Origin of the sequence: Duganella dendranthematis, assembly GCF_012849375.1 — a bacterium.
In the GTDB taxonomy this organism is placed as follows: Bacteria; Pseudomonadota; Gammaproteobacteria; order Burkholderiales; family Burkholderiaceae_D; genus Rugamonas; species Rugamonas dendranthematis.
In genome coordinates, this window is the sequence record NZ_CP051684.1 from 2,043,005 (window position 1) to 2,067,455 (window position 24,451).

Here is a 24,451-nt window from a genome sequence, read left to right on the forward strand (position 1 = left end):
GCAGCACATGTCCGAAGAGAATGCAGTCCCCGCGGTAAAGAATGATGAATACGGCGCCTCCTCGATCCAGATCCTGGAAGGTCTGGAAGCAGTCCGCAAACGTCCCGGCATGTACATCGGCGACACCTCGGACGGCACCGGTCTGCACCACCTGGTGTTTGAGGTGCTGGACAACTCGATCGACGAATCGCTGGCCGGCTATTGCACCGAAATCCACGTCACCATCCACTCCGACAACTCGATCTCGATCACCGACAACGGCCGCGGCATCCCGGTCGGCCTGAAAATGGACGACAAGCACGAGCCGAAGCGCTCGGCGGCCGAAATTGTGCTGACCGAACTGCACGCCGGCGGCAAGTTCGACCAGAACTCGTACAAGGTCTCCGGCGGCCTGCACGGCGTCGGCGTGTCGTGCGTCAACGCCCTGTCCAAACTGCTACGCGTGACCATCCGCCGCGACGGCAAAGTGCACGAAATGGAATTCGTGCGCGGCGTGGCGCAAGACCGCCAGCTGGAAACCCGCGACGGCGTGCTGGTGTCGCCGATCAAGGTCATCGGCGAAACCGACAAGCGCGGCACCGACGTCCACTTCTGGGCCGACGAAGAAATCTTCACCCACGTCGAATTCCACTACGAAATCCTGGCCAAGCGCATCCGCGAACTGTCGTTCCTGAATAACGGCGTCAACATCAAGCTGACCGACCAGCGCACCGGCAAGGAAGAACTGTTCGCGTTCGAAGGCGGCACACGCGGCTTCGTCGAATACATCAACAAAGCCAAGACCGTGCTGCACCCGACCGTGTTCCAGGCCACCGGCGACCGCATGTCGGACCAGAACACCAACATCTCGGTCGACGTCTCGATGCAGTGGAACGACGCCTACAACGAACAGGTGCTGTGCTTCACCAACAACATCCCGCAACGCGACGGCGGCACCCACCTGACCGGCCTGCGCGCGGCGATGACCCGCGTCATCAACAAATACATCGACGAGCACGACTTCGCCAAGAAGGCGAAAGTGGAAATTTCCGGCGACGACATGCGCGAAGGCCTGACCTGCGTGCTGTCGGTCAAAGTGCCCGAGCCGAAATTCTCGTCGCAGACCAAGGACAAGCTGGTGTCGTCCGAAGTGCGCGGCCCGGTCGAAGAGATCGTCGCCAAGACGCTGTCGGACTACCTGCAGGAAAAACCGAACGACGCCAAAATCATCTGCGGCAAGATCGTCGAAGCGGCGCGCGCGCGTGAAGCGGCCCGCAAGGCCCGCGACCTGACCCGCCGCAAAGGCGTGATGGACGGCCTCGGCCTGTCGTCGAAACTGGCCGACTGCCAGGAACGCGACCCGGCGCTGTGCGAACTGTACATCGTCGAGGGTGACTCCGCAGGCGGCTCGGCCAAGCAAGGCCGTGACCGCAAGTTCCAGGCGATCTTGCCTCTGCGAGGCAAAGTCCTGAACGTGGAAAAGGCGCGCTTTGAAAAAATGCTGTCGTCGGAACAGATCACCACCCTGATCGCCACCCTCGGCACCTCAATCGGCCCGGACGAATTCAACGTCGAAAAGCTGCGCTACCACCGCATCATCATCATGACCGATGCGGACGTCGACGGCGCCCACATCCGCACCCTGCTGCTGACGCTGTTCTATCGCCAGATGCCGGAACTGGTCGAACGCGGCCACATCTACATCGCCCAGCCGCCGCTGTACAAGGTCAAGGCCGGCCGCGACGAGCGCTACCTGAAGGACGACGCCGAAGAAGCGACCTACATGATGAACGTGGCGCTGAACACCGCCGTGCTGACGCCGCGCGAAGGCGCCGAGCCGATCCAGGGCGAAGCGCTGGGCGAACTGGTGCGCCAGTTCAACCTGGCCAACGTCATCATGACGCGCCTGACGCGCATGATCGACCGCGCCGCACTGACCGCCATTATGACCGGCGTGCAGCTGGACCTGAGCACGCAGGCAGCCGCTGAAGCTTCGGCGCGCGCGCTGGAAGAGAACATCAACGACATCGCCGTCAAAGTCTCGGTGCGTTCGGATGAACTGAACGAACAGCATTTGCTGTGGGTCGAGCGCATGCACCACGGTAACGTCAAAGTCAGCTCGATCGACGCCGACTTCGTGCGCAGCGCCGACTACCGCGTGCTGGCCGACGCCGCCACCACCTTCACCGGCCTGCTGGGCGAAGGCGCCTACGTGCGCCGCGGCGAAGGCGAGCGCACCAAGGAATCGGCCGTGGTCGACTTCCACCAGGCGATGCAGTGGCTGCGCGACGAGTCGGAACGCGTGGTCTCGAAACAGCGCTACAAAGGTCTGGGCGAGATGAACCCGGAACAGCTGTGGGAAACCACCATGGACCCAACCGTCCGCCGCTTGCTGAAGGTGCAGATCGAGGATGCGATTGCTGCGGATCAGATCTTCACCACCTTGATGGGTGATGACGTGGAACCACGCCGCGCGTTCATTGAGAACAATGCGCTGCGTGCGGGGAATATTGACGTCTAATTCTGCCGAAATTCTCTGCAATTAATAAAAGGGGCTATACGGCCCCTTTTTCCATTTAATCTACTTATAAAATTCTTATGGCCGAGAAGAAGAAAAAAGACTCAGCAGTCACACCTTCTGTTTCATCTTACTCAACCGCAAAGCTTCCATTCGAGACCGATGAATTACGCACCTATTTAGAGCGGTTTTTTAATAGGCTGGTAGAAAATCTATTAGATGGGCGGCAAATTAAGATAGGTAACTTCAAGTGGGGAATTTACTGGTTTTATGACTACGATAATGAACCGACTGCAGTAATTGCACTCAGTGCCGTCTGATCAACTCGCTACGACTACAGTATTAAGGATATCTAGACCGACGAAAGAAGTCCAGCGCCACAAGCAGTCTTATCACCATCGTAAGCAACGGCTCGTCCACGATGGTGACGCTCGCTAGTAGCAAGCTGAATAGGGAAGACGCCCTTACATTTCGGGCACATAGCCAAATCCCCCTCCACAGCTACCGCTTGGCCAAGCGCCTTCAAGTCTGATTGGGCGGAGATGACTTTGCCTCCATGAGTAGTCTTGTCTCCTAAACGAATAACCCCACATCCCTTGCTGTCCTTCATAGCATGTCCTTGTGTTTATCCGACATAAGGCGTATCTGAACCCCGGAATACCCGGCGATAACGCCAGTGCCCAGAGGCTTCTACGAATTTCTTTCGAAAACCTGCCACAGAGTCGTGTACAAATTTGTCAAAAAATAGTGCTAGCGTAGGGGAAATTTTAGGTTGTTGTACGATACGAAATCGTAATGCAGGGGCTTCCATCTCAAGATGTAACAATCCGCTCTGGGCACCGCTTCGATCAAAAAGACTAGTTCGCGCTCCCGAGACAGCTGCATAGGCTTTGGAGCCTTTAATTTGTTCATCGGACTCACAGAAATACGCGTTAGCCGCTAATAAAAGAGCGCGATCCTCAGCATTCGCTTTTTGGAACTGCGCTAAATTTTTATAATTCTGTCGCTCCTGCCAAAGCCAAACAAGATAAGGAAATTCCCAGTCACCTAGCGATCTAGGAGCTTCCATTGACTCAATGAGAAATTGATCAAAAGCATTTTGCAACTCACTATCAACCGCAAAAATGGCCCGATCGACTTCTGGCAATAGCCCTTTTGACAAGGGAACACCTGCACTAACCGCGCAATCAAACATATGATTTAAAGGTATTTGTGAAAGCTTCAGGGAATCACGACTGGATACACCAAGCTCGCCAGCGGCATAACCACCGCCGACATCACTGTGTGATCCAGGATAAGCAAACTCTATGCAGTTGGGAGGAAGTACATTATCAATTAACACAGTATCGAGTGGGAATGCTTTTCTCAACTCATGCATGGCAATAAAGTGAACACAGTTTTCAACACTAGGTAAGACTCGAAGGGTAGCGGCCGTCGCCCAGCAGGAATGGCCTCCAGTTGTTTTTCTGTTCGTTACGCCATCCATCTTCCCGACCGAGGCTACGGTATCCATCACGCCCAAAAAACGAAAGCGGACAGGTATTCCTGCCAACGATGACTTAGTCATCAAGTCGTTCATCCAGTGGCAAAAGACCCTGGCCTCGGTGGCCCCACGAGAAAATCCAAATACATCCAAAAAACACGTGCAAATCTTGGGGACCTTATTGGCTTTCATCCTTATCTGCATGTCGCGCAGACAGGTAGTTAAGAATTTTACTCGTCTAGCACCATCGTCATCGTCATCGACTAAATTTCCAAATAATCCGAATTGCTTTACCATATTTTTTTGGGCTTCAGTTGGCTCAGCGCTACATAAGGCTTTAATCCTATCTGATCCGAACATTTCTGTACCAAAGAAACTGCGGTGTATCGCATCAATGACCCGCAAAATCGCATAAATAATCCGACCGTCTCCGCCAGTAGCGAAAGCACCTCCGTAAGCCGTCTCTTTGTACTCTCCGATTAGAGGAAAAGGAGTACCAAGGCCGGGGACATATATCCTATAATTTCCTGTCGGCTGGTGCTCTGGGTAGGTTTGATGAAGTCTCAAAACGTTGGAGCGAGCGGATATCCCTCCGCCAGGGTTCAGGCAGTTACCAGTCCCATCAAAGAAAATACCTATCTGCACTGTCATTTCGCAGACGGAGGCAGTAGCGAGCGGCGCAGGCTGCGACGGCTTTATGGATTTAGTTGGCGCAGTTCTCGTCACACGAAATTTCACTCCAACATCTTTCATTTCCATGGATTGCTCCTTTTGCTTATTTCCGCTAACTCGGACGGAGAAAATATTGCCCTAATAGGCAAGCCTGCGGTCGCTAAAAGTCCGCCTTCCCTCTGGCCAAAAAGGACAGGGTGTACGGGACTACTAACTGAATACTTTGTTGACAACACGCGTACCCTACCTCGAGGAAAAAAGTGGACGTACAAATCATGTGGCTCATCGTATTGTTCAATCGGGACCTTGGCGATGTACACTCCTTTTTCTGTCACGCTTTGATAGTTTCCGGCATCTATCTCTGCACGATTTTCGCGGGTCCAATCCTCCACTCTCCATCGAACTTCCACAGCCAATCCTGGCCGCCACTTCAATGGGAGCATGGCGCAACAGACGATCGAACCACCACCGCCATCTCTACCAACGCTATCACCACCATACTTATCTACGTAAAAACTCGAAATAAGATAGCCATTCCCAAGATGTTGCACCCCAGTGATGCCGGCTGGAGTAAAGTCAGTGCTTCTGGAGTGGTGCAGAAACTCGGTGTATCCAAACCAAAGTACGATAGCGGCGGCAGTAACCAAGAGGACGCGAGTCAGATAGCTTTTCATGACTCAGCTACCACTTAGATGGGGCATAGCTATGCGGTGCAACTGCTTACGACGCTGGGCAGGATCTTGTTGCGCAAGCACCTCATCCAGCGCAACATGCTTTAGAAGCAATCCATCTGTATCGAACACGTCGCGAGCGAATAGCAGCAAATCCGTATCCTCTTTATGTCCCGCAGAGAGCCATTTCTGAAGTGCGTGATTAGCTTGTTCGTAGGCTGTTAAACTTAAATACTCAGACGGCCTTCCCGGCCGCATCTTTCGCAAGTTCGAGAGCAGCTGATCCGTCCTCATGGCATTCTCTAAGGCCGCGATTTGATCGTTACGCAGAATTAGAGGGTGCCTATATTCAGCATCTTTTTTAGAGACTGACAGCGACATCAGTTTTCCATCGCGGCCATGAATCTGCCAGCGCTTGAATGGGCCTACAATCGATGACCATTGCTCCGCTGTCATGGTGACAAATAATGAGGGCAATACTGCGCAGTCAGCAAATCGTAAAGTCAGTTCGATGCCATTCTCAGTTTTCACGTAAATAAATTCTCTAAGATGGCTATGAAGCTCGGCTAAACTTAGGTCTGTCTCGATAAATGAAACGCCCAACTGCGGGCGCTGCGCATTGACCAAATCCATGACTACATCGAGACGATCACATACTAACGCGCGCTCAATATCGATCAAGATCGGGCTAACTGCTATTGCCTCGCGCTCATACAACACGGCAACCCAGCTAAGTTTGCGCCGCTTCCTGGTCCAAGGTTTGTCGGCTGGATAACCAATCAATGTCGTATCGATCAAGATATAAGTCGAGGCCATGATCAGCTCCCAGATTTAGCTAATGCGCTATGAGCATCGGCGGCAATTAACAAGCATGGCACGCAGACTTTGTGTGGCGACTTGTCGCCATCAAATGTGATGTTGCGGCTTTGACCGGGGAAGGTCTGATGATCTGCGGCGTACATTTCATGTTTCCCTGCGGTGTAGCCCTTGATGCCGCTAGCGCTAAGCTCTAATTCAGTACCACCGCCATTGATGCGTACTCCCTTCTTCGCTTTGATGGTAATCCAGTCGGTGTTACTGATGATCTCTACCACTTTTTTTGCCAGCACCTGTAATTGATCGTCCTGAGCGTTCAATGCTATCTTGCCACTGGCTGCAGTCAATCTGATACCGCCCTCATTCGCAAACAGGCTCATCTCCTGCACCGAGCGTATTGACGCTGTTTCGCCTGATGCAATAGATGTGGTGGTAACGCTAGCTATGTCTACCGTTGTCGCGGCTCCGATGGCGATACTACGGGCACTCGTGCAAATTAAACCCGCAGGACCACTAAGCGCAACAATGGGAGCGCCACTATCATCGAGGTTTTTAAGCTTTTCAATCAGCTCAAAAAGATCTTTGCTCGGGGCCTTGTCGCCGGCATGTTGCTCCGCCCGCTCGCCTAGTTGCCTGACTAAATTTTGTAGGCCTTCTGCAATGCGAATCAGCTCAGACCGTTCCAGATGTTTTCCTTTCTCGGCATCACCAGACTCTGCGGTGATCAAGACGCCCTGCTGCCCGCGCACAGCGACACTCATGTCACTGCGCAGTTCAGCGCCTGCTCCTCGCTGCTCACCGTGCCCGTCTGCCCTAGGCTGGGGCAACCAGCCCAGGTTAAGTTGACTGGCTCCATGGTCACTCGCCAGTTGCGCGCTGATTTGACCTTCAGTGTCATCCAGCCTTAATTGGTTTGCTCGACCACCGTTAATTTCGCGACTCTTGATTCCAGAGAGGTAGCGGTTCCCCGGTAAGTCGCCTGCACTACTCAGTGCAGCTGGGGCACCACCTTGGTTGTAGAGTTGGGCGACGATCACCGGCTTGTCCGGGTCACCGCCGAGGAAGGTAACTAACACTTCTGAACCAACGCGGGGCAAGCCGATCGTGCCGCATTGTTGCTGCGCGCCGGGACCGTTGCCTGCCCAGTTAGAGGCGACACGCACCCAAGCGGAGTCGGTGGTGGTATCTGATGCGCCGGCACCGGCGGCTTCTTCGTGGTCTTCTGGGCGGGTGCCGGGGAAGCGGATTTTTACGCGGCCTAGTTGGTCGCAGTGGACCTCCTCACCTTTCGGACCGACCACGATGGCACTTTGCATTTGCGCTTGTGGCACGTCCACGCGGGTGTCGAATGCAGGGACGATGGTCACGCCTCGGCGCACAGCGGTGAACTGGATGTGCATGCGCAGAGGGCCGCTGGCCACCTTGTCCGCCGCATCGCGCTGCATTTGCACATCGCTGGCGCCGTGCATCCAGCGGCTACGGGCGAACAGGCGTTCCACACGCGTGGCTAATGCTTTCGGCAGGTTGTTCTGCGCCGTCACCTGTAAATCGGTGACGATGAAGTCGCGTTCCGCAGGGTCGTGTTGGTCCACTTCCGGATGCTCGGCCAGCGTGAAGTATTCACCAGCGCACAGATCCCGCACGCTGCCTTCGCCGTGGAAGCATTTGGATTCGTAGTCATGCCGTTTCATGCGCAGCTGACCGAGGTTGAACAAGTCTTCGTTGTCGTCGCCTGCGTGTGGCGGCAGGATCTGATAGTCGTCCAGCGTGGCGGCCAGCTCGTTGCCGTTGACGCCTTGGTTGTTGCTGCTGTTAGTCGACACCAGCATGAAGTCCCTGCCCTGCGGATTCATGTAATCCCAGCTATGCCGCGTGACCGTGCCGGGCTGCAGGCTGCGCACCGCGCTCCAGGCGGTGATGGTGTCGCGTTCTTCGGTAGCGGCGTCGCGGTGGTAGCGAATGGTGCCGGCGGCGTTCTGACGCAGGCTGTCGGCATTGTTGAACAACACCAGCGTGTGCATCATCTCGCCGGCCCGGATGTACCAGCCGATGCCGCGCCGTTTGAGCAGGCGGCGGATAAAGGCCGCATCCGACTCGTTGTGCTGCATGGTGAATTCGCGCTTGGGATAGGTACGCAGGTCGAAGGCCTCATCCTTCTCGTGGTTGAAGCAGATACCGAGCACTGGGCTTTTCTGCCGCCATTCATCGAGGATGCGCTGGACGATCTCTACTTCGTCCATATTGCGGAACACGCGGGTGTTGGTGCGCTTTTCCAGTATCGCCAGCGCATCGCGCAGCACCAGCTGGTAGCTGGCCAGGCCGCCATCGCTGTCGCCCGAACTGGCTTCGGTGACGATGCCGCACACGCTGCGCAAGTCGCCGCGATCGGTGACGAAATCCAGTTGGGCCGCCACAGCGATCATCTTCTTCAGCGGTAGTTGCGCATTGGCCGATACGCACAGCACGCGGTATTCAATCCCGCCGCAGATGCTCTCCGACCCAAACACGCGCTGCGGCAGCAGCATGTCGTCATTGAATCCGCCGGGTAGGTCTAACCGCAGCCGCAACGGCCGGTTATCGGTGACCAGCTCCTTGGCCGCCGTCATGAAGCTGAAAAAATCGCTGTCGCTTTCCACAGTCGCTCCTTAGGTATGCAGCAGATACATCAACTCATCGTGATCCTGCGTGGCGGGTCGGCTCAGCAGCCTGGCGTTCACGCCCAAGCGGCTATTGGCGTCAAGCCGCACGCCGCGCATGTCCTGTGCATGCTGGATCAGATGCACTTCCCACGTCATGCCCACGCCGCAGTGCAGTTCCAGCATCGCTTGCAGGTGCCGCGCGCTGGTGTGACCGGGCAGGAAGCGCTCGTAGCGGGTCTTGTCCAGCGGCCCGATATGCAGACGGACGCGCGCATCGCAGTTATAGATGCGGCCACCGAGCATCACGCCACCGCCCAGATCCACATTCGCGCGCCCCAACTGCGCCTGGTCGCCGGCCGGCAGCGCGCTCCATCGGCCGACCAGCTGCTCCACCGCGACCGGCACGCCGAAGTATTCCGTGTACATCCCGGCCAGCAGCGGGGCAGACAGCGCGCGGCTGCGTATCTGCATCGCGTAGAAGGCCAGCGTTTCGCGGTCGACGATTTCGTCGCTGATCTGTTTTCCGGCTAGCGCATTCAGCATGTCGAGGAATTCATCTTCCATGCATTCCGGCCGCCGCCGCGTCCACGCCTGATACAGCATCTGCACCGGCCGATGCAACAGCAGATCCAGAAACGCCCGTGGCCCGCCGTCGTTGTGATCCTTCTCGTGCCGCGCGATGCGCTCCGAGTAGTGCAGCGGCAGCACGCCCTGGTTGCCCAGTATGCCGATGAAGGCCTGCGTAATCCGCACACCATCGTCATCGGCGCTGATGTTCTCGATATCGCTCGGCGCGAAGCGCATCGCCAGCCGGTTGCGGAAGCGCGCGCTGCCCGGCCGCCATTGCTCCACCAGCCGCACCGCCTGGAAGAAGGCGTAGCACTGCGGCGTAGCCAGCAGCTGGCCGATCACGCCAGCGTCAATGCGCCGTTGCGAGGTGGGCATCGCAGCAACTCCTTTCCGCTCACGTGCGACAGCACCACCAGTCGCGTAAAGCTGTTCAGATGCACATGCAGCGCAAACAGCTGGTCCAGAATCTGCGCGAAGGCGTGAATGCCCACGCCCGCATACGCTTCTTCATCCAGCGACACATGCACTTCGATCCCGCGCAGGTACGCATTGCCCTGCGCCTGCCGTATCCACGCCGTGGCGGGATGATGCGATAGCGCCGTCACGCCATCGATCAGCCGATGCGATACGCTGCTGTCCTGCTGCGCGTAAAGTCGCAGCATGGCGGTCAGCGCCGGCAGACCTTCCTGCGTCAGCGATCGGTGGTTCAGCGCCAGATGCGCGATCAGTCCCCATTGACGGCGCGCGTCATTCGCCAGGCGATACGACAAAGTCGGCCGCTGCAGCAGGCGGATGGGGAGGTTGCCGATGGCGCTTTCGGTATTCAGGTCTCCGCTGGCGCGGCCGTATTGCAGGCCATGCGGCAGATCGCGGTTGGTGCAGGTGAGGCGCACGGAGGCCGTGCCGTCGTCCGCCTGCACGGGCGAGAAGTCGCGGTCAACGAGTGTGAGCGAATATTCGTGGCCCGCCGCCATCAGCTCTTCGCGCTGCGCCAGCCAGTAGTGGCCCTTGCGGCTTTCCGCCTCGCCGTGGCGCAGCGAGTAGTAGGGAAAGAAGTCGGTCACCGCGTTGCCATCTTCGGTCTTGCGCACCACCTGCACGCTGTCGATGCTGTAGATGTCGCAAGCGCTGCCCGTTATGCCATCCACCATCAGCGGATAGCTGCTAGCCGTGTGGGTGATGCGGATCGGCGTGGCAGGCTGGGAGAACAGGTTGATGACAGGTGTGCAGCTCAGTAGCAGGTTGTCCGCGCTTAGTGTGCGGAGGATGCGGGCGGATGGCGTGTCCGGACGCACGTCGCGCAGCAGCAGGCGCAATGTCAGCTCGGTGCAGCCTTCCGGTGCGGCGGAGGTCAGCGCAGCAAGGTCGATGTCGACGAAGTCGAACTTTTCGGGGAAGGCAAAGTATTCGCTCAGCAGCCGGTAGGCAGCATGTTCGGATGGAGCGGCCGGCAGCAGTGCTTCTTCGGCGGCCAGGCCGACGGGAGTGAGGGGCACGCGGTTCAACATGCGCCAATGGCCGTCCGCTGCCACGCAGGCGCAGGCGGTATGCATGAACATGGCGTCACGCAGGCTGGCGCGCAGCGAGGCTTCACCGTCGAGGTACACGCGCAACGTGGCGACGTCCAGCGCCGCCAGTGCGCGCCCGGCGGCAGTGCTGGCGATGCGGATGCTGATGGCGCAGCCGGCGCCCGGAGGTAGCGGCAAGCTGGCAGGAATCTGCGGATATGGTTCAAAGCCCGCCGCGCTGATGGTGACCGGCGCCAGCGTCACATCGTAGACGGTGCGGAAGCGGCACAGCAACGCGCCCTGCCCCAGCGATTTCATCGCCGCGCCGCGCGGCAGTACGCTGGTGGTGCTGACTTCATTGGCCCTGGCGCCGCTGTAGTCGATGCGAGCGATGGAACAGGAAGGAATCGGCCGCAGATAGTGCGGATACAGCATGCCAAGCAGCGCATCGGTGAAGAAAGAGTAGCCGTCATCCAGCAGCTTCCCCACGCGCGCGTTGAGGAAGGCGGAGGCCTGGATCAGCCGTTCCACATGGGGATCGGCGCAGCTTTCGCCGCGCACCTGCAGGCTGCCCGCCAGCTTGGGATAGCGCCCCGCAAACTCGGCGCCGGCGCGCCGCAGCATGCTTAATTCGCGTTCGTAGTAGGGCAGCAGTTTTTCCATCGTGACGTCCATCGCAAGATGGGCGCCCGACCATCCGGACTGCCCAGGTTGCCGATCATGTCACGGGGCGAATCCGTTCTCCTTGAGAAAACACAAGCCGCTAGGTAATCCCGGTCGACAACACGCTGAGCAGGTCTTCTGGCGTGATCTGCAAGCCTTGCGCGTCGCCACCGGCCAGCACGGCGTCGGCCAGGCCGGCCTTGGCGCGTTGCAGTTGCTGGATTTTTTCCTCCAGCGTGCCGGCCGCGATCAGGCGGTAGACAAACACCGGCTTGTCCTGGCCGATGCGCCAGGCGCGGTCGGTGGCCTGGTTTTCCACCGCCGGATTCCACCACGGGTCGTAGTGGATCACGGTGTCGGCCGCCGTCAGGTTCAGGCCAACGCCGCCCGCCTTCAGGCTGACCAGGAACACCGGCACTTGCCCATCCTGAAACGCCGCCACCGGCGCCGCGCGGTCGGTGGTGTCGCCGGTCAGCAGCGCATACGGCACGCCGCGTTCGCGCAGCGCCTCCTCGATCAGCGCCAGCATGCTGGTGAACTGCGAGAACACCAGCAGCTTGCGGCCTTCGGAAAGCAACTCCTCGATCAGTTCCAGCAGCACGTGCAGCTTGGCCGACGAGGCCTCAGCCTTGCGTCCGGTGGCGGTTTTCAGCAGACGTGGATCGCAGCACACCTGGCGCAGCTTGAGCAGCGCGTCGAGGATGACGATCTGGCTGCGCGCCACGCCTTTGCGGGCGATTTCGTCGCGCACTTTCTTGTCCATCGCCAGCCGTACCGTTTCGTACAGGTCGCGCTGTGCGCCGGCCAGTTCCACCATGCGCACCATTTCGGTTTTCGGCGGCAGTTCCTTGGCCACATGGTCCTTGGTCCGCCGCAGCAGAAAGGGCTTGATGCGGCGGATTAGGAAGGCGTTGCGGGCGTTGTCGCCCTGCTTTTCAATCGGCTTGCGGAACTGGGTATTGAAGGTTTTTTCCTCGCCCAACAGGCCTGGCATGAGGAAGTGAAATTGCGCCCACAGTTCGCCCAGGTGATTTTGCATCGGCGTACCGGTCAGGCACAAACGATGGCTAGCTTTCAGCAGACCGGCCGTCTGCGCCGCCTTGGAGCGGTGGTTCTTGATGTACTGCGATTCGTCCAGGATCAGCAGGTGGAAGCGCTGCTGCCGCAACACGTCCTCGTCGCGCGGCAGCAGCGCGTAGGAGGTCAGCACCAGGTCGGCCTGGGCCATCTCGCTGAAGCGTTGCAGGCGGTCCTTCCCGGTCAGCGCCAGCACCCGCAGGCCGGGCGTGAAGCGGGCGGCTTCCGCCTGCCAGTTGACCATCAGGCTGGTCGGCGCCACCACCAGCGCCGGCGTGGTCAGGCGGCCGGACTCTTTTTCGACCAGGATGTGGCTCAAGGTCTGGATGGTTTTGCCCAGGCCCATATCGTCGGCCAGGATGCCGGCCAGGCCGTATTCGCGCAGGAACTGCATCCATGCCAGCCCGTCGGCCTGGTACGGCCGCAGACTGGCTTGCAGTCCGGCCGGACTGGCCACCGGCTGCACCTGCTCAAATGCGGCCAGCTTGCGGCCGAGCGAACGCAGGCGGTCGCCGCCCATCCAGCGCAGTTGCGCGCCGGTTTCCAGTTCGGCCAGACGGGCGGCGTCGAGCTGCGTCATGCGCAGCGTGTCGCCGACGCGGTCGGTGAAGTACAGCTCGCCCAGCGTGCGCAGGATAGGTTTGACGCGCCCCCATGGCAGCGCCACACGCCGGCCGTCGGGCAAGGCGGCCAGCAGCGCTTCGTCGTCGCCGTGGATGTCCAGCGCCGCCGGAGCGAAATCGCGCGGCGCCTGGCGGATCAGTTGCAGCAGCACCGGCAGCAGCGGCACCGGCGCGCCGTTGACCACGATGCCCAGTTCCAGTTCCAGCCAGTTATTGGCGGAACCTTCGCCGCCATCGTTGACGTTGGCGTACCAGTCGTCAATGCCGGCCAGGTCGAAGCGGAAGCCGGGCAGCAGGTCGATCCGCCAGCCTTGCTGGCGCAGCGCGGGCACGGTGTTGTTGACGAAGTCCAGCCAGGCGCGGTCGGACGGCAGATACAGCGTGCCGGGTGTCGCGCCGGCCGGCGCTGCCATAAAGCCGGCCGCAGCCAGCGCCGCCGATACCGCCAGCTCGTCCTGTACATTGCGCTCAATGGTGTCGATGCCGCTATTGCTGATGCGCACCAGTTGCAGGCGCGGATCGGCGCCGACGCGCTGGCCTTCGTAGTCGAATCCCAGCAAAGCCACGTCGCGGCCGGTGCCTGGATTGGTTTGCAAGGTCAACACCGGCGTTGGCTTCAACCCGGTCAGCAGGGTGCTGGTTGTCTGCGGCAGGGGCAGCAGGCTTTCCAGGCCGGCGGCCAGCAATTCCTCGGCCAGCGATGCGGCCTGGGCGGTGGGGAGTTCCGGCGCCTGCTCGACCAGCGTCAGCCATTGCGTCAATGGCAGTACGGTCAGGTCGGTAGGCAAGTCTAGCTGGCCGATGAATTCGCCGGCGACGTAGGCCGGTGGCGTGCTCGGCAGCAGATAGTCGATTGCCGTGCCGTCTTCAAACGCCCAGCCCAGATGCAGGCGCTGGTGCTCGGCGCGCCAGGCCAGGCGACCAGCGCGGGTCGGACCAGCGTGCAATTGCCGCAGACGGCCGCGCAGCGCGTCGTTGTCGGTCGCCAGGTACAGCACGCCGGACTCGGTGGCCGATTGCAGGAAGGCGGCCACGCCGTCAGCGGCCACGTCCAATGTGCCGCCGCCCCACAAACCGTTCATCAGGCCGCTAAACATGGCGGCGATGGGACGGTCTTCCGGACGCAGATAGGCCGGCGGCTTGTGCTGGAAGTTTTCCAGGTCGGGAATCGCGGTGGCCGAGCGGATCTCGCCGTCGGCGGTCATCTTGCCCTTGTACAGGTTGACACGCATGCGGCCGGTATCGGCTTGCGGTTTCAACACGTAAATGGCGCGACTATCGTTCTTGCGCAGGTTCTTGCCCACGCTATGCTGGCGGCGCGCCGAGTCGGCCAAATAGGAAACATTGGCCAGCCATTGCGACATGGCGAACGGCAGCGCGGCGGGGGAGGCGTCCTCTTCCGCATCGGCCTCCGCATTCAAGCCGGCCTTGTCGGCGGCCAGCAGCACGGCCACCACATGTTTGCAGTTGTAGTCCATCGGGCAGGTGCAGTCGCCCTTGAAGCGCACTTGGCGTTCGCGCTGCACCAGCGTAATCGACTGCTGATAGAAATCGCTGGAGCTGCCCGCAACTTTGCCCTTGAGCACGTCACCATCCAGCGCCACGGATTGCACCATGCCGCTGTCGAAATAGCTCGCGCCACGGCTGAAGGTGGCGCGATCAAAACCATGGCGAACGTCGTCTACGGTGTAATGCATGAAGAAAGGCGAGGCTGCCCAAAGGTTATACAGCAGCCATTATCGCCGATCCTGTCACATCTCCGGGTTTAACCGGTGATGCGCTCCCAGCCGTGCTTCACCGCGTCCTTGAACTTATCCCAGCTGGACTGCGGCTGCTTGCTCTCCCACGTGGCGCGCAGCTCCGGTTCGACGTCGTTCCATTCCTTGTCGCGGTAGCCCGGGTTGCCTTTCATCGATTCGCCATAGCGGTAGGCCGGGTCGAATTCCTGGAACGTGCCGCCGGTGTAGGTTTTCTCCCAGTGCGAGCGGAAGTAATCGTCTTCATCCTGCTCGTTGCCGGTCAGGATGTTCAGCGTGTCCTGGTTGGGCTCATTGCGCGGGTAGATGCGCATGCCGCTGCGCTGCACGGTGTTCTGGATGTCGGCCACCGCCGCTTCCGACGCCGCCGGCACAGTGCCACTGCCCACGTCGCCGCGCTGCATCGCACCCGGCGCCAGCGTCACCTGTTCGGAACGGGCAAACACCACCGCGTCCTCGCGTGGACGGATGCCATGTTGCTCCGGCGCCGCCTGCTGCATGCCGACGCTGGTTTGCAGCGGGCCGGTGCCGCTGCGCAGCACGTCCGCGCCCCAGCCGCTGGCGCGCCACATGGTTTCGTGTTCGTCGATGTCGATCGGGTTGAAGTCCTCGATGATGTCGGCGGCGCGTTCGGCCGATTCCAGCGAGTGGGTGTCGAGCGACAGCACGGTGTGGCCGCGGTTCAGCGCTTCGGCATACACGTGGCGGTCGGCGTGCTCGCGTCCTACCAGGCCGCTGAACATCTGCTTGACCTGACCGAGGATGGACTCGTTGTCGTCAATGCGGGCGGTGCCGGCCACGCTGCCGGAATCGTGGATCTGGATGCCGTTGGCGTCGTAGCCATTGTGGACCAGTTCGTCCTTGGCCAGATTGGCCTCGGCGCGGGTTTCAAATACAGCTGCCAGAGTGTGGTTCATGATGGTCTCCTGAGTTTAGGCGCATGAGCTCGATGTTCAAGCTAAGTCTACGACGAGCGGACGCCAATGAGCGCCCGTTTGCCGCGCAGAAATTGTTAGGCGGTCAGCGCCTGCTGGATGGCCTGGTTGAAGGCTGGAATGTCGTCCGGCTTGCGGCTGGTGATCAATTTGCCGTCAACCACCACCTGTTCGTCACGCCAGTCGGCGCCGGCGTTTTGCAGGTCGCGTTGCAGCGACGGCCAGCTGGTGATCTGCTTGCCCTTCACCAACTCGGCGTCGATCAGCGTCCATGGCCCGTGGCAGATGGCGGCGATCAGCTTGTCTTCACGGCCGAAGTTGCGGATAAAGTCGATGGCGTCCTTCTCCAGGCGCAGCGCGTCCGGATTGGACACGCCGCCCGGCAGCACCAGCGCGTCGAAGTCGCCTGGACGGGCCTCGCTCACGGTCAGCTCGACGGTAAATTTGTCGGCCGGATCGGCGTGGTTAAAGCCCTGTACCTGCTCACCCTTGGCCTTGGGCGAAATCAGCGTTACCTTGGCGCCCTGCTGCTCCAGGAATTCGCGCGGACCGGTGTATTCCACCTGCTCCACGCCGTCGGTCATCAGGACTGCGATGCGTTTGTCTTGCAATGCCTTGGTCATGAGTATGCTCCATGCTTGTCATCGGGGAGTCACAGCGTGACACAGGCGCGCGCGCTTGCATGTGCGGGGTCCAACATACAGCCGCTATAATGGGTTCATGCGCTTACCATCCCGCCTCCTCCCTCCCGCCTTGTGGGCCCTGTGCACCGGCGCGCATGCGGGTCCGGGTGAGCTAGTGATGCTGGCGCCTACCGATCAGGCCATGCCGATCGCGCGTTTCCAGAACGGCGCGGTGGCCGGCGGCATCGTCAAGGATTTCGGCGACGTGCTGGCGCAGCGTCTCGGCCGCCGCGCCGTCTACCTCAGCGCCGACAGCCCCGAAGTCAGGCCGGCGCTCAGCAGCGGCCGCGCGGACGGCATGTGCTATGTAACGCCGTTCTGGATCGATGGCGACTACCACTGGAGCGTGGCGCTGTTCCCGGATGCGGAAATGATCGCGGCCCGCGTCGACATGCCGCACCTGCGCTCCCTCAAGGATTTGCGGGACAAGCCGGTCGGCACGGTGGTCGACTACCGCTACCAGCGCGTGGAGCAGGTGCTGGGCCAGCGTTTCCGCCGCGTTGATGTGGCGAATATGGAAGCCAACATCCAGCAAATGATCGCCGGTAAAGTGCCGTACACGATGATCAGCGAGGCCACGCTGAACTACCAGAGCCGCATCCACCCCGGCATGAAGGTGCGCGGCGATCTGGTGTTTTCGGCCTACAAGGCGCAGTGCGCGTTCTCGCAAAAGTCGCAGGTGCCGTTCAACGAGATTTCACGCGTGATCGACACGCTCATCAAGGATGGCAGCGTCGAACAGATCCTGGCGCGCTACCGCTAAGCCTTAGTGCGCATCGGCTGACGGTGCTTTCGGCGGCGCGATCTTGCGCATCAGCGGCACCATCGCAAACGCCAGCACAAAGCACACCATCACGCATAGGAAGACGTCGCCGAAGGTTTGCGTTTGCGCCTCGCGCAGCGTCAGCGTCCATAGCTGCCGCAAGGCGCCGGCTTGCGCATTGCCGTTGTCCAGCCCCCACGCCAGCAGATTGCTGCCGGCGCCGGACAACATCTGCCCCATCGCGTCGTTGCTGGCATTCAGATGCTCGGCCAGCCGCTGGAAATGCAGGTTGGTGCGGTCGTTGATGATGGTGGCGCAGGCGGCGATGCCGATTGCGCCGCCCAGGTTGCGCATCAGGTTAAACAGGCCCGAGGCAAGCTTCAAACGGTCCGGCGCCAGCCCGCCCAGCGTCAGCGTGACGGTCGGCGCGACGGCGAACTGCTGGCCCATGCCGCGTAAGGCTTGCGGCAGCATCAGCTGGTCCGCGCCCCAGTCATGGGTGATCGGCGCGAAGTTCCACATCGAGACGGCGAACATGGCCAGCCCCACCATCATCAGCCAGCGCAGATCTACGCGGTTGGCCAGCCACGAATACAGCGGGATCGACATGATCTGGAATACGCCGGTGGAGAACACGGCCAGGCCGATTTCCAGCGCGCTGAAACCCCGCACGCGGCCTAGGAACAGCGGCGTCAGATAAATCGTGGCAAAGATGCCGATGCCGGTGATGAAGGAAAAGAAGCAGCCCAGCGCGAAGTTGCGGTCCTTGAGTGCGCGCAGGTCGACGATGGGATGCGCATAGGTCAGCGTGCGCCAGATGAAGCCAACGCCGGCCAGGCCGGAAATCCACGCGGTGGTGAGGATCACATGGTCACCGAACCAGTCCAGGCGCGGGCCTTCTTCCAGCGTGTATTCCAGGCAGCCGAGGAACAGCGACATCAGCACGATGCCGAAGTAGTCGGCGTCCTTGATCAGGTTCAGGTTGGGCCGGTCGATCTTGACCAGCATCGGCACTACCACGGCCACAAATATCCCCGGCCCCAGATTGATGAAGAACAGCCAGTGCCAGCTGAAATGGTCGGTGATCCAGCCGCCCACGGTGGGACCGAGCGTAGGCGCCAGCGAGGCCAGTGCGCCGACGGTGGCGGCGGCGATGACACGCTGTTTGCCGGCGAAGAAGTAGAACGCGGTGGTGAACACCATCGGGATCATAGAACCGCCGATAAAGCCTTGCAGCGCGCGGAAGGCGATCATGCTGTTGATGTCCCACGCCATGCCGCACAACATGCTGGCGACGGTGAAGCCGGCCGCCGATCCGGCAAACAGCCAGCGCGTGGAGAACACCCGTGACAGCCAGCCGGACATCGGGATGACGATGATTTCTGCGATCAGGTAGCTGGTTTGTACCCACACCGTGTCATCGGCGCCGGCCGACAGCCCGCCGCCGATGTCGCGCAGCGAGGCGGAGACGATCTGGATGTCCAGCAGCGCGATGAACATGCCGACGCACATGGTGGCGAAAGCCAGCACCTTCTGGTTCATGGTCAGTTGCGGCGGCGCCCAGGGCGCAGCGGCGGCAGGCATGGTGACACTCATGGCTGGCCACCGGCGACGCGCACATCGATCTCCGCGTTGACCGACAGGCCGGGACGCAGCACGCCCAGTCGGCCATCCACCTCATCGAGCACAATCCGCACCGGCACGCGCTGGACGATCTTGGTGAAGTTGCCGGTGGCGTTTTCCGGTGGCAGCACGCTGAACTGCGCGCCGGTGGCAGGCGCCAGGCTGGCCACCGTGCCGTGGAATACGTGACCCGGCATCACATCCGCCACCACCGTCGCGCGCAGGCCAGGCTTGAAGCGCGCCAGTTGGCCCTCCTTGAAGTTGGCATCCACCCACAAGCCCTGCGACGGTACGATGGCCAGCAGCTGGCTGCCCACCGTGGCGTACGCCCCTTCACGCGCGCGGCGATTGCCGACTACGCCATCGATCGGCGCGCGCAGCACCGTGTATTCCAGATTCAGCCTGGCCAGGTCGCGCTCCGCGATGGCCTGTTCCAGCGCGGCCTGCGCCTGCTGCTTGCGGGTGCCAATCACGTCCAGCTCACGCTGCGCGGCGACCAACTGCGCCTGTGCTTTCTGGTCGCCGGCCAGCGCCTGCTTGTATTCCGCATCGGCCTTCTGCGAACTTTGCAGCGACACGGCGGCCTTGGCGGACAGGTTCTGGTAGCGCGTCTGGTCATCGCGCGCGCGCGATGTTTCGGCACTGCTGGCGGAGACGCCGGCGCGGGCCTGGCCGATCACCGCATCCTGCAGCTGGCGGGTGGCGTCCAGATTGGCCAGCGAAGCCTGCGCCGCCGCCACCACGCCTTCCGCCTTGGCCAGTGCCGCGCGATAGTCGCGGTCATCCAGACGCGCGATGACGTCGCCAGCGTGCACCTGCTGGTTGTCGCTGACTTCCAGCCGCGTGATATAGCCGGCCACCTTGGGCGCGACCACCGTCACGTTGCCGCCGATGTAGGCGTCGTCGGTCTCCTCCACGAAGCGGCCGTTGTGCCACCAGCCATAACCGAAAAAGGCCGCACCGATGGCGACGACGGCAATCACGACGCGCGTAATCAGGCGTTTGCGGTTTGGTGCGGTGCTCATGCTGGCTCTCCGGAAGTGGCGGCGGCGCGGCGTGCGGCGGCGCGCTGCATGCGCAGATGGGTGGATTCGGTGGCGGCCGGACCGGCGGCTGCGAAGTGGCGCGCAAGGCTGATAGGAATGCCGGTGTTGGCGTCCACCAGTACTGGATCGGCTTCCGCGCCGGTCACGCTATCGCGCAGGATGACGGTCTTGCCTTCCGGTGCGAAGTGCTTGTTGCCCCAGGCAAGCATGGCCAGCATCACTGGACGGAAATCGCGGCCGGATTCGGTCAGCAGATATTCGTCGCGCGGCGGCTTGTCGGAATAGCGGCGGCGCTCCAGCAAGCCGGATTCCACCAGGTCGTTGAGACGGCGGGTCAGCATATTGGGCGCAATGCCCAGGCTTTTCTTAAAGCCGTCAAAGCGCGTCTCGCCGTAGAAGCATTCGCGCAGGATCATGATGCTCCACCACTCGCCCACCCGGTCCAGGCTGCGCGCGATTGGACATGGCATGGCGCTCAGATTCGTCTTCAGCATGATTTTGGTCCTTTAAAATTTATTGATTGCGATCATCATGAAAACAAGCATATACTTGTTAGTATCAACTTGCAACAGACTTTTTGAGGAGTGCAAAATGGACAAGACAATTCTGCTGGCCAGCGCCGGCCTGCTGGCCTTGAGCGCGCTGACGGGATGCGCGACCGCACCGGCTTACCGGCAGCCGGAGGCGCCGCTGGCGGCGGCCTATCATGCGGCCGGTGCGCTCGAGGCGCGCAAGGCGGTGCTGCCGGCGCCAGCGCTGGATGTGTGGTGGAATGGCTTCGACGATCCGGCCTTGCAGCGCATCGTGCCGCGGGTGCTGGCGCAGAATCTGGACCTGGCGGCCGCGATGGCGCGGGTCGATCAGGCGCGGGCGGCGGCGCGCATGGCCGACGCGCGGCTGCTGCCGGAAGGTTCGCTCACGGCCAACGCGGCGCATCAGCGACAGTCGTTGAATAGCCCGATTGGCAAGATCGCCAGCAGCTTCCCTGGTTACAACCGTGAACAGTCCCTGTACGACGCGGGACTTGGCGCCAGCTGGGAGCTGGATGTGGCGGGCGGCTTGCAGCATGGCGCGCAGGCCGCCAGTGCGGAGGCCCAGGCGGCTGAGGCGGATCGTCTCGGCGTGCGGGTGTCGGTAACGGCGGAAGCGGCGGACGCCTACTTCCGCGTGCGTGGCGCGCAGCGGCGCATCGCGCTGGCGCAGGAGCAGATCGCCACCAATGGGCATTTGCTGGAACTGGTGCGACTGCGATTGGCGGATGGCCTGGCGTCCAGCCGTGAGGCGGCGCAAGCCGAGGCGCTGGTGGCACAAGCCCGCGCCACCGTGCCGCCACTGCGCATCGAGCTGGAAGTACAACTGAACCGACTGGATGTGCTGATGGGCGCCGCGCCGGGCACCTACGCGGCGGAGTTGGCAATGCCCGCTGCGCCAGCGGCGATTGGCGCACCTGCCAGGCGGTCGGCATCGGGCGGCGCCGGGATGGTAGCCGGACTCGTGCCGGAAATGCGCGTGCCGGCCATCGCGCTATCACAGGGGCCGGCGGATCTGCTGCGCCGGCGGCCGGACGTGATTGCGGCGGAGCGCCGTCTGGCGGCATCCAACGCGCAGATCGGCGCGGCGATGGCGGAATACTATCCCAAGGTGACGCTGTCCGCCCTGCTGGGCCTCAGCAGTCTTGGCACCAGCGGCCTGCTGACCGCCGCCTCGCTGCAACCGCAAGCCGCCGCCGGCCTGCGCTGGCGGCTATTTGACTTCGGTCGCATCGACGCCGACGTCGCTCGTGCCAAAGGCGCCAACGCCGAAGCACTGGCCGCCTACCGTAAAGCCGTGCTACACGCCGCCGAAGATGTGGAAAATGCCGTCGTCACACTGACGCAACTGGAAGACCAGCACGCGGAACTGGCGCAGGAAGTGGACGCCCATGCACGGGCGCGCGATGCCTCGGAATTGGCTTATAAAGGCGGCGCCGTCAGCCTGTACGAGGTGCTGGAAGAACAGCGCCAGCTGCTGACCTCACGCGACCAGATGGCGCGGGTTAACGCCGACAATGCGCGCGCCGCCGTCGCCACCTTCCGCGCGGCAGGCGGTGGTTGGTAGCTCAGGCGCCTAATGTATCGGCCCAGATATTCCTGGCCCAGTTCATTGCATAGTCGCCTTCCAGCGCGCTCGGAGCGGATGACACGCCGCCCGAGCCGGACACCACCAGCAGCGTTTTCCTCTCCGCGTTGTAGGCGTGGACCGAGGCCACATGAATCACCTCCACGTCGGAAACAAAGCTGTAGCAGGTATTGGTCAGCATCGGATGTTGATCTGGCGCGCGGGCGCTGAGCAGGTCCACCACAGCCGCCGCACAGACCTTGGCGTGCTGGTTGGCCATGTGCGCGGACTTGGGCATCAATGGCGCCACGGCGATGGCGTCGCCTAGCACGTGGATGTTTTTGCTTTGCGTCGACTCGAAGCTGAGGAAGTCGACGCCGCACCAGCGCGCGTTGACGTTGGCCAGGCCGCTCTGCACGGCGATGCTGCCGGCGCGTTGCGGCGGGATCACGTTCAGCACGTCGGCCTGCACCTGGTCGCCCAGTTCGGAGATGGCGGTGCGGCTGGCGGCGTCAATGTCGGCGGTGCGGAACGATGGACGATACTCGATGATGCCGTTGTAGCGGTCCTTCCATACTTTTTTGAACAGCGGACCTTTGGAGACCACGTCGTCGTTCGCATCGAGGATCAGGACTTTGGATTTCGGCTTGTGGCGGCTGAAGTAAAAGGCGATTTGCGAGGCGCGTTCGTAGGGACCGGGCGGGCAGCGGTATGGCGCAGGCGGGATGGTCATGGCGTAGACGCCGCCGTCCGGCATCGCTTCCAGCTGCGCGCGCAGGGCGACGGTTTGCGCGCCGGCTTTCCACGCGTGCAGGATGGCGTCCTGCGCGTCTGGTTTCAGCATACCGGGCAACTGGTCCCACATGAAGTCGACGCCGGGCGAGACGATCAGGCGGTCGTAGTTCAGTGTCTGTCCGCCGGCTAGCGCCAGCGTGCGTTTGTCGGCATTGATACTGGTGACGAAGTCGCGGAGGATACGCACGCCGTGCTTGTCGGCCAGCGCATTGATGGACATGGTCAGGTCGCCGATCTGCTTTGAGCCGCCCAGCACGAGGTTGGACAGCGGACAGGAGATGAACCGCGCGTTCGGCTCGATCAGCGTGACGTCGATGCTATTGTCGCTCCACAGGCGAATGTAGCGAGCTGCCGTGGCGCCGCCGTAGCCGCCGCCGATGACCACTACTTGCGGCTTGGCCTGGCCGGTGATGGTGGTGCAGCCAGCGAGGAAGGCGCTGGCGCCGGCGGCGTGCAGAAATTGGCGACGCTTCATTTGACGCCTCCCGGCTTTTGCGCGGCGAAGTAGGCGGCCAGCAGATCGAGTTGTTCGTCAGTGTAGCCCTTGGCGATCTGCGTCATGATGGTGGAGGTGCGCTGGCCGGTCTTGAAGGCATGCAGGCTGGTCGACAGCGCTTGCTGCGGCTGGCCGGCGAGGCGCGGCAGCGTGCTGCCGTGGGTGTCGCCGTTGGTGCCATGGCAGGCAGCGCAGGTGGCGGCGAGGCGCGCGCTGGCGGAGATGGCTGGTGCAGCCGCCGCCGTTGCAGCAGTCGTTGCAACCATTAAGCTGGCGGCGGCCAACAAGGCGATACGTATCAGCTTCAATGTCATGGTCTTACTCCCGGCGATTCCATCTTCATGCCCTGGTCGCGCACCGCGAGCCAGGCTTCCAGTTCCGTCAACTCCTGCGCGCCAAACGGCGGCACTTCGGCGCGCACGCCGCTCATGCAGTTGCGCAGCCGGCGCTGTAGCGATCCCATGGCCTGCCACTCCAGTCGATAGATCGGATACACCGCCGCATGCGCCTGCGGAATCGTGCTGGCCGCGAGGCGCTTGCCCCACTGCTGGTCGTGACACTGCGCGCACGACAAATTCAACTGCCCGATACGCTGGTTGTACAGCTGCTGTCCGCGCGCGGCGGCGGCTCGGGTATTGGCATCCTGCGGCGGCGTCACCGGCATGCCGCGCGACTGCATCGCCAGATAGGCCTCCAGCGCCAGCAGCTCCTCGCTTTCCAGCCGCAGCGGCGCGGCATGCAGCTTACGTTCGCGGCACAGGTTAATGCGCTGGCTCAGGTTGACCACCTTGCCACTCTCCGCATCAAACGCCGGAAAGCGCGCTGCCACGCCGCGCATGCTGCTGCGCGCGTCGCCGTGGCACTTGACGCACGACTTGTTCCACTCCGCTTCGCCGTTGGCGACCCACAGCAGGGCGGGATTCTGCGCATCGTCGCGCTGCATGGCCTGGGTGGCGGCGCTCATGAATTCCGCGCCGGAGCGGCGGTCGTCCGCAGCCAGCGCCGATGCCGCCACCAGCGCCAGGCCAGCAGCCAAT

At 61.6% G+C, this 24,451-nt stretch carries 20 protein-coding genes; 4 read left to right on the forward strand and 16 right to left on the reverse strand.

The window, feature by feature from the left end; all coding sequences use genetic code 11:
• Positions 1-7 precede the first annotated feature (7 nt).
• Together gyrB and HH213_RS09485 are read left to right on the forward strand one after the other, a co-directional pair.
• On the forward strand, positions 8-2,500 hold the full coding sequence (gyrB, locus tag HH213_RS09480; protein WP_169112084.1) for a DNA topoisomerase (ATP-hydrolyzing) subunit B: 2,493 nt from the start codon (positions 8-10) through the stop codon (positions 2,498-2,500).
• 77 nt (positions 2,501-2,577) lie between these two features.
• Positions 2,578-2,817, forward strand: coding sequence for a hypothetical protein (locus HH213_RS09485; RefSeq protein ID WP_169112085.1), 240 nt, complete (start codon positions 2,578-2,580; stop codon positions 2,815-2,817).
• Between the two features lie 32 nt (positions 2,818-2,849).
• On the opposite strand, the gene HH213_RS09490 is transcribed toward HH213_RS09485, so the two are convergent.
• The 10 genes from HH213_RS09490 to HH213_RS09535 form a co-directional block, all read right to left on the reverse strand.
• Positions 2,850-3,107 carry a PAAR domain-containing protein gene (locus HH213_RS09490; protein WP_169112086.1) on the reverse strand — a complete coding sequence of 86 codons (258 nt, stop codon included), beginning with the start codon at positions 3,105-3,107 and terminating at the stop codon, positions 2,850-2,852.
• A gap of 15 nt (positions 3,108-3,122) precedes the next feature.
• Positions 3,123-4,739, reverse strand: coding sequence for a T6SS phospholipase effector Tle1-like catalytic domain-containing protein (locus HH213_RS09495; protein ID WP_169112087.1), 1,617 nt, complete (start codon positions 4,737-4,739; stop codon positions 3,123-3,125).
• Entirely contained in the window at positions 4,730-5,326 is a 597-nt protein-coding gene (locus HH213_RS09500) for a DUF3304 domain-containing protein (protein WP_169112088.1), read from the reverse strand. The genes HH213_RS09495 and HH213_RS09500 overlap by 10 nt, the downstream gene beginning before the upstream one ends.
• Positions 5,327-5,329: 3 nt before the next feature.
• Complete coding sequence (locus HH213_RS09505) at positions 5,330-6,139, reverse strand: DUF4123 domain-containing protein (protein WP_169112089.1); 810 nt, start codon at positions 6,137-6,139, stop codon at positions 5,330-5,332.
• A gap of 2 nt (positions 6,140-6,141) precedes the next feature.
• A complete protein-coding gene (locus HH213_RS09510) occupies positions 6,142-8,775 on the reverse strand; it encodes a type VI secretion system Vgr family protein (protein WP_229263370.1) in 2,634 nt (877 codons plus the stop codon).
• Positions 8,776-8,784: 9 nt separating this feature from the next.
• Complete coding sequence (tssG, locus tag HH213_RS09515; RefSeq protein WP_169112090.1) at positions 8,785-9,723, reverse strand: type VI secretion system baseplate subunit TssG; 939 nt, start codon at positions 9,721-9,723, stop codon at positions 8,785-8,787.
• On the reverse strand, positions 9,687-11,519 hold the full coding sequence (gene tssF, locus HH213_RS09520) for a type VI secretion system baseplate subunit TssF (protein WP_169112091.1): 1,833 nt from the start codon (positions 11,517-11,519) through the stop codon (positions 9,687-9,689). Before tssF ends, tssG begins: the two co-directional genes overlap by 37 nt.
• A gap of 100 nt (positions 11,520-11,619) precedes the next feature.
• Complete coding sequence (locus HH213_RS09525) at positions 11,620-14,916, reverse strand: DEAD/DEAH box helicase (protein ID WP_169112092.1); 3,297 nt, start codon at positions 14,914-14,916, stop codon at positions 11,620-11,622.
• Positions 14,917-14,984: 68 nt separating this feature from the next.
• Positions 14,985-15,893 carry a hypothetical protein gene (locus tag HH213_RS09530; RefSeq protein WP_110845742.1) on the reverse strand — a complete coding sequence of 303 codons (909 nt, stop codon included), beginning with the start codon at positions 15,891-15,893 and terminating at the stop codon, positions 14,985-14,987.
• 95 nt (positions 15,894-15,988) lie between these two features.
• Positions 15,989-16,534 (reverse strand): type 1 glutamine amidotransferase domain-containing protein, encoded by a 546-nt coding sequence (locus tag HH213_RS09535; protein ID WP_110845743.1) that lies wholly within the window; start codon positions 16,532-16,534, stop codon positions 15,989-15,991.
• Positions 16,535-16,712: 178 nt separating this feature from the next.
• On the opposite strand from HH213_RS09535, the gene HH213_RS09540 reads away from it, so the two are divergent.
• The gene (locus HH213_RS09540) at positions 16,713-17,357 is read left to right on the forward strand and encodes a substrate-binding periplasmic protein (RefSeq protein WP_229263371.1); all 645 of its coding nucleotides are present in this window, start codon (positions 16,713-16,715) and stop codon (positions 17,355-17,357) included.
• 3 nt (positions 17,358-17,360) lie between these two features.
• Here the strand turns inward: HH213_RS09540 and HH213_RS09545 are convergent, their stop codons facing one another.
• Genes HH213_RS09545 through HH213_RS09555 form a run of 3 tightly spaced genes read right to left on the reverse strand, consistent with a single transcriptional unit; the run spans position 17,361 to position 20,520 of the window.
• Entirely contained in the window at positions 17,361-18,953 is a 1,593-nt protein-coding gene (locus HH213_RS09545; protein ID WP_169112094.1) for a DHA2 family efflux MFS transporter permease subunit, read from the reverse strand.
• On the reverse strand, positions 18,950-20,005 hold the full coding sequence (locus HH213_RS09550; RefSeq protein ID WP_169112095.1) for an HlyD family secretion protein: 1,056 nt from the start codon (positions 20,003-20,005) through the stop codon (positions 18,950-18,952). Before HH213_RS09550 ends, HH213_RS09545 begins: the two co-directional genes overlap by 4 nt.
• Positions 20,002-20,520 (reverse strand): winged helix-turn-helix transcriptional regulator, encoded by a 519-nt coding sequence (locus HH213_RS09555; protein ID WP_169112096.1) that lies wholly within the window; start codon positions 20,518-20,520, stop codon positions 20,002-20,004. The genes HH213_RS09550 and HH213_RS09555 overlap by 4 nt, the downstream gene beginning before the upstream one ends.
• 97 nt (positions 20,521-20,617) lie before the next feature.
• Here HH213_RS09555 and HH213_RS09560 point away from each other — a divergent pair, with 97 nt between their 5' ends.
• Complete coding sequence (locus HH213_RS09560; protein WP_169112097.1) at positions 20,618-22,123, forward strand: TolC family protein; 1,506 nt, start codon at positions 20,618-20,620, stop codon at positions 22,121-22,123.
• A gap of 1 nt (position 22,124) precedes the next feature.
• Here the strand turns inward: HH213_RS09560 and HH213_RS09565 are convergent, their stop codons facing one another.
• Genes HH213_RS09565 through soxA form a run of 3 tightly spaced genes read right to left on the reverse strand, consistent with a single transcriptional unit; the run spans position 22,125 to position 24,450 of the window.
• A complete protein-coding gene (locus tag HH213_RS09565) occupies positions 22,125-23,393 on the reverse strand; it encodes an NAD(P)/FAD-dependent oxidoreductase (protein WP_169112098.1) in 1,269 nt (422 codons plus the stop codon).
• Complete coding sequence (locus HH213_RS09570) at positions 23,390-23,728, reverse strand: c-type cytochrome (protein WP_229263372.1); 339 nt, start codon at positions 23,726-23,728, stop codon at positions 23,390-23,392. The genes HH213_RS09565 and HH213_RS09570 overlap by 4 nt, the downstream gene beginning before the upstream one ends.
• Positions 23,725-24,450 carry a sulfur oxidation c-type cytochrome SoxA gene (gene soxA / locus HH213_RS09575; RefSeq protein ID WP_229263373.1) on the reverse strand — a complete coding sequence of 242 codons (726 nt, stop codon included), beginning with the start codon at positions 24,448-24,450 and terminating at the stop codon, positions 23,725-23,727. The genes HH213_RS09570 and soxA overlap by 4 nt, the downstream gene beginning before the upstream one ends.
• Position 24,451 lies beyond the last annotated feature (1 nt).

Bases quoted from the DNA above. Each gene is read 5' to 3' on its own strand.
- gyrB (WP_169112084.1), top strand. From the start codon at position 8: ATGTCCGAAGAGAATGCAGTCCCCGCGGTAAAGAATGATGAATACGGC.
- HH213_RS09485 (WP_169112085.1), top strand. From the start codon at position 2,578: ATGGCCGAGAAGAAGAAAAAAGACTCAGCAGTCACACCTTCTGTTTCA.
- HH213_RS09490 (WP_169112086.1), bottom strand. From the start codon at position 3,107: ATGAAGGACAGCAAGGGATGTGGGGTTATTCGTTTAGGAGACAAGACT.
- HH213_RS09495 (WP_169112087.1), bottom strand. From the start codon at position 4,739: ATGGAAATGAAAGATGTTGGAGTGAAATTTCGTGTGACGAGAACTGCG.
- HH213_RS09500 (WP_169112088.1), bottom strand. From the start codon at position 5,326: ATGAAAAGCTATCTGACTCGCGTCCTCTTGGTTACTGCCGCCGCTATC.
- HH213_RS09505 (WP_169112089.1), bottom strand. From the start codon at position 6,139: ATGGCCTCGACTTATATCTTGATCGATACGACATTGATTGGTTATCCA.
- tssG (WP_169112090.1), bottom strand. From the start codon at position 9,723: ATGCCCACCTCGCAACGGCGCATTGACGCTGGCGTGATCGGCCAGCTG.
- tssF (WP_169112091.1), bottom strand. From the start codon at position 11,519: ATGGAAAAACTGCTGCCCTACTACGAACGCGAATTAAGCATGCTGCGG.
- HH213_RS09525 (WP_169112092.1), bottom strand. From the start codon at position 14,916: ATGCATTACACCGTAGACGACGTTCGCCATGGTTTTGATCGCGCCACC.
- HH213_RS09530 (WP_110845742.1), bottom strand. From the start codon at position 15,893: ATGAACCACACTCTGGCAGCTGTATTTGAAACCCGCGCCGAGGCCAAT.
- HH213_RS09535 (WP_110845743.1), bottom strand. From the start codon at position 16,534: ATGACCAAGGCATTGCAAGACAAACGCATCGCAGTCCTGATGACCGAC.
- HH213_RS09540 (WP_229263371.1), top strand. From the start codon at position 16,713: ATGCTGGCGCCTACCGATCAGGCCATGCCGATCGCGCGTTTCCAGAAC.
- HH213_RS09545 (WP_169112094.1), bottom strand. From the start codon at position 18,953: ATGAGTGTCACCATGCCTGCCGCCGCTGCGCCCTGGGCGCCGCCGCAA.
- HH213_RS09550 (WP_169112095.1), bottom strand. From the start codon at position 20,005: ATGAGCACCGCACCAAACCGCAAACGCCTGATTACGCGCGTCGTGATT.
- HH213_RS09555 (WP_169112096.1), bottom strand. From the start codon at position 20,520: ATGCTGAAGACGAATCTGAGCGCCATGCCATGTCCAATCGCGCGCAGC.
- HH213_RS09560 (WP_169112097.1), top strand. From the start codon at position 20,618: ATGGACAAGACAATTCTGCTGGCCAGCGCCGGCCTGCTGGCCTTGAGC.
- HH213_RS09565 (WP_169112098.1), bottom strand. From the start codon at position 23,393: ATGAAGCGTCGCCAATTTCTGCACGCCGCCGGCGCCAGCGCCTTCCTC.
- HH213_RS09570 (WP_229263372.1), bottom strand. From the start codon at position 23,728: ATGACATTGAAGCTGATACGTATCGCCTTGTTGGCCGCCGCCAGCTTA.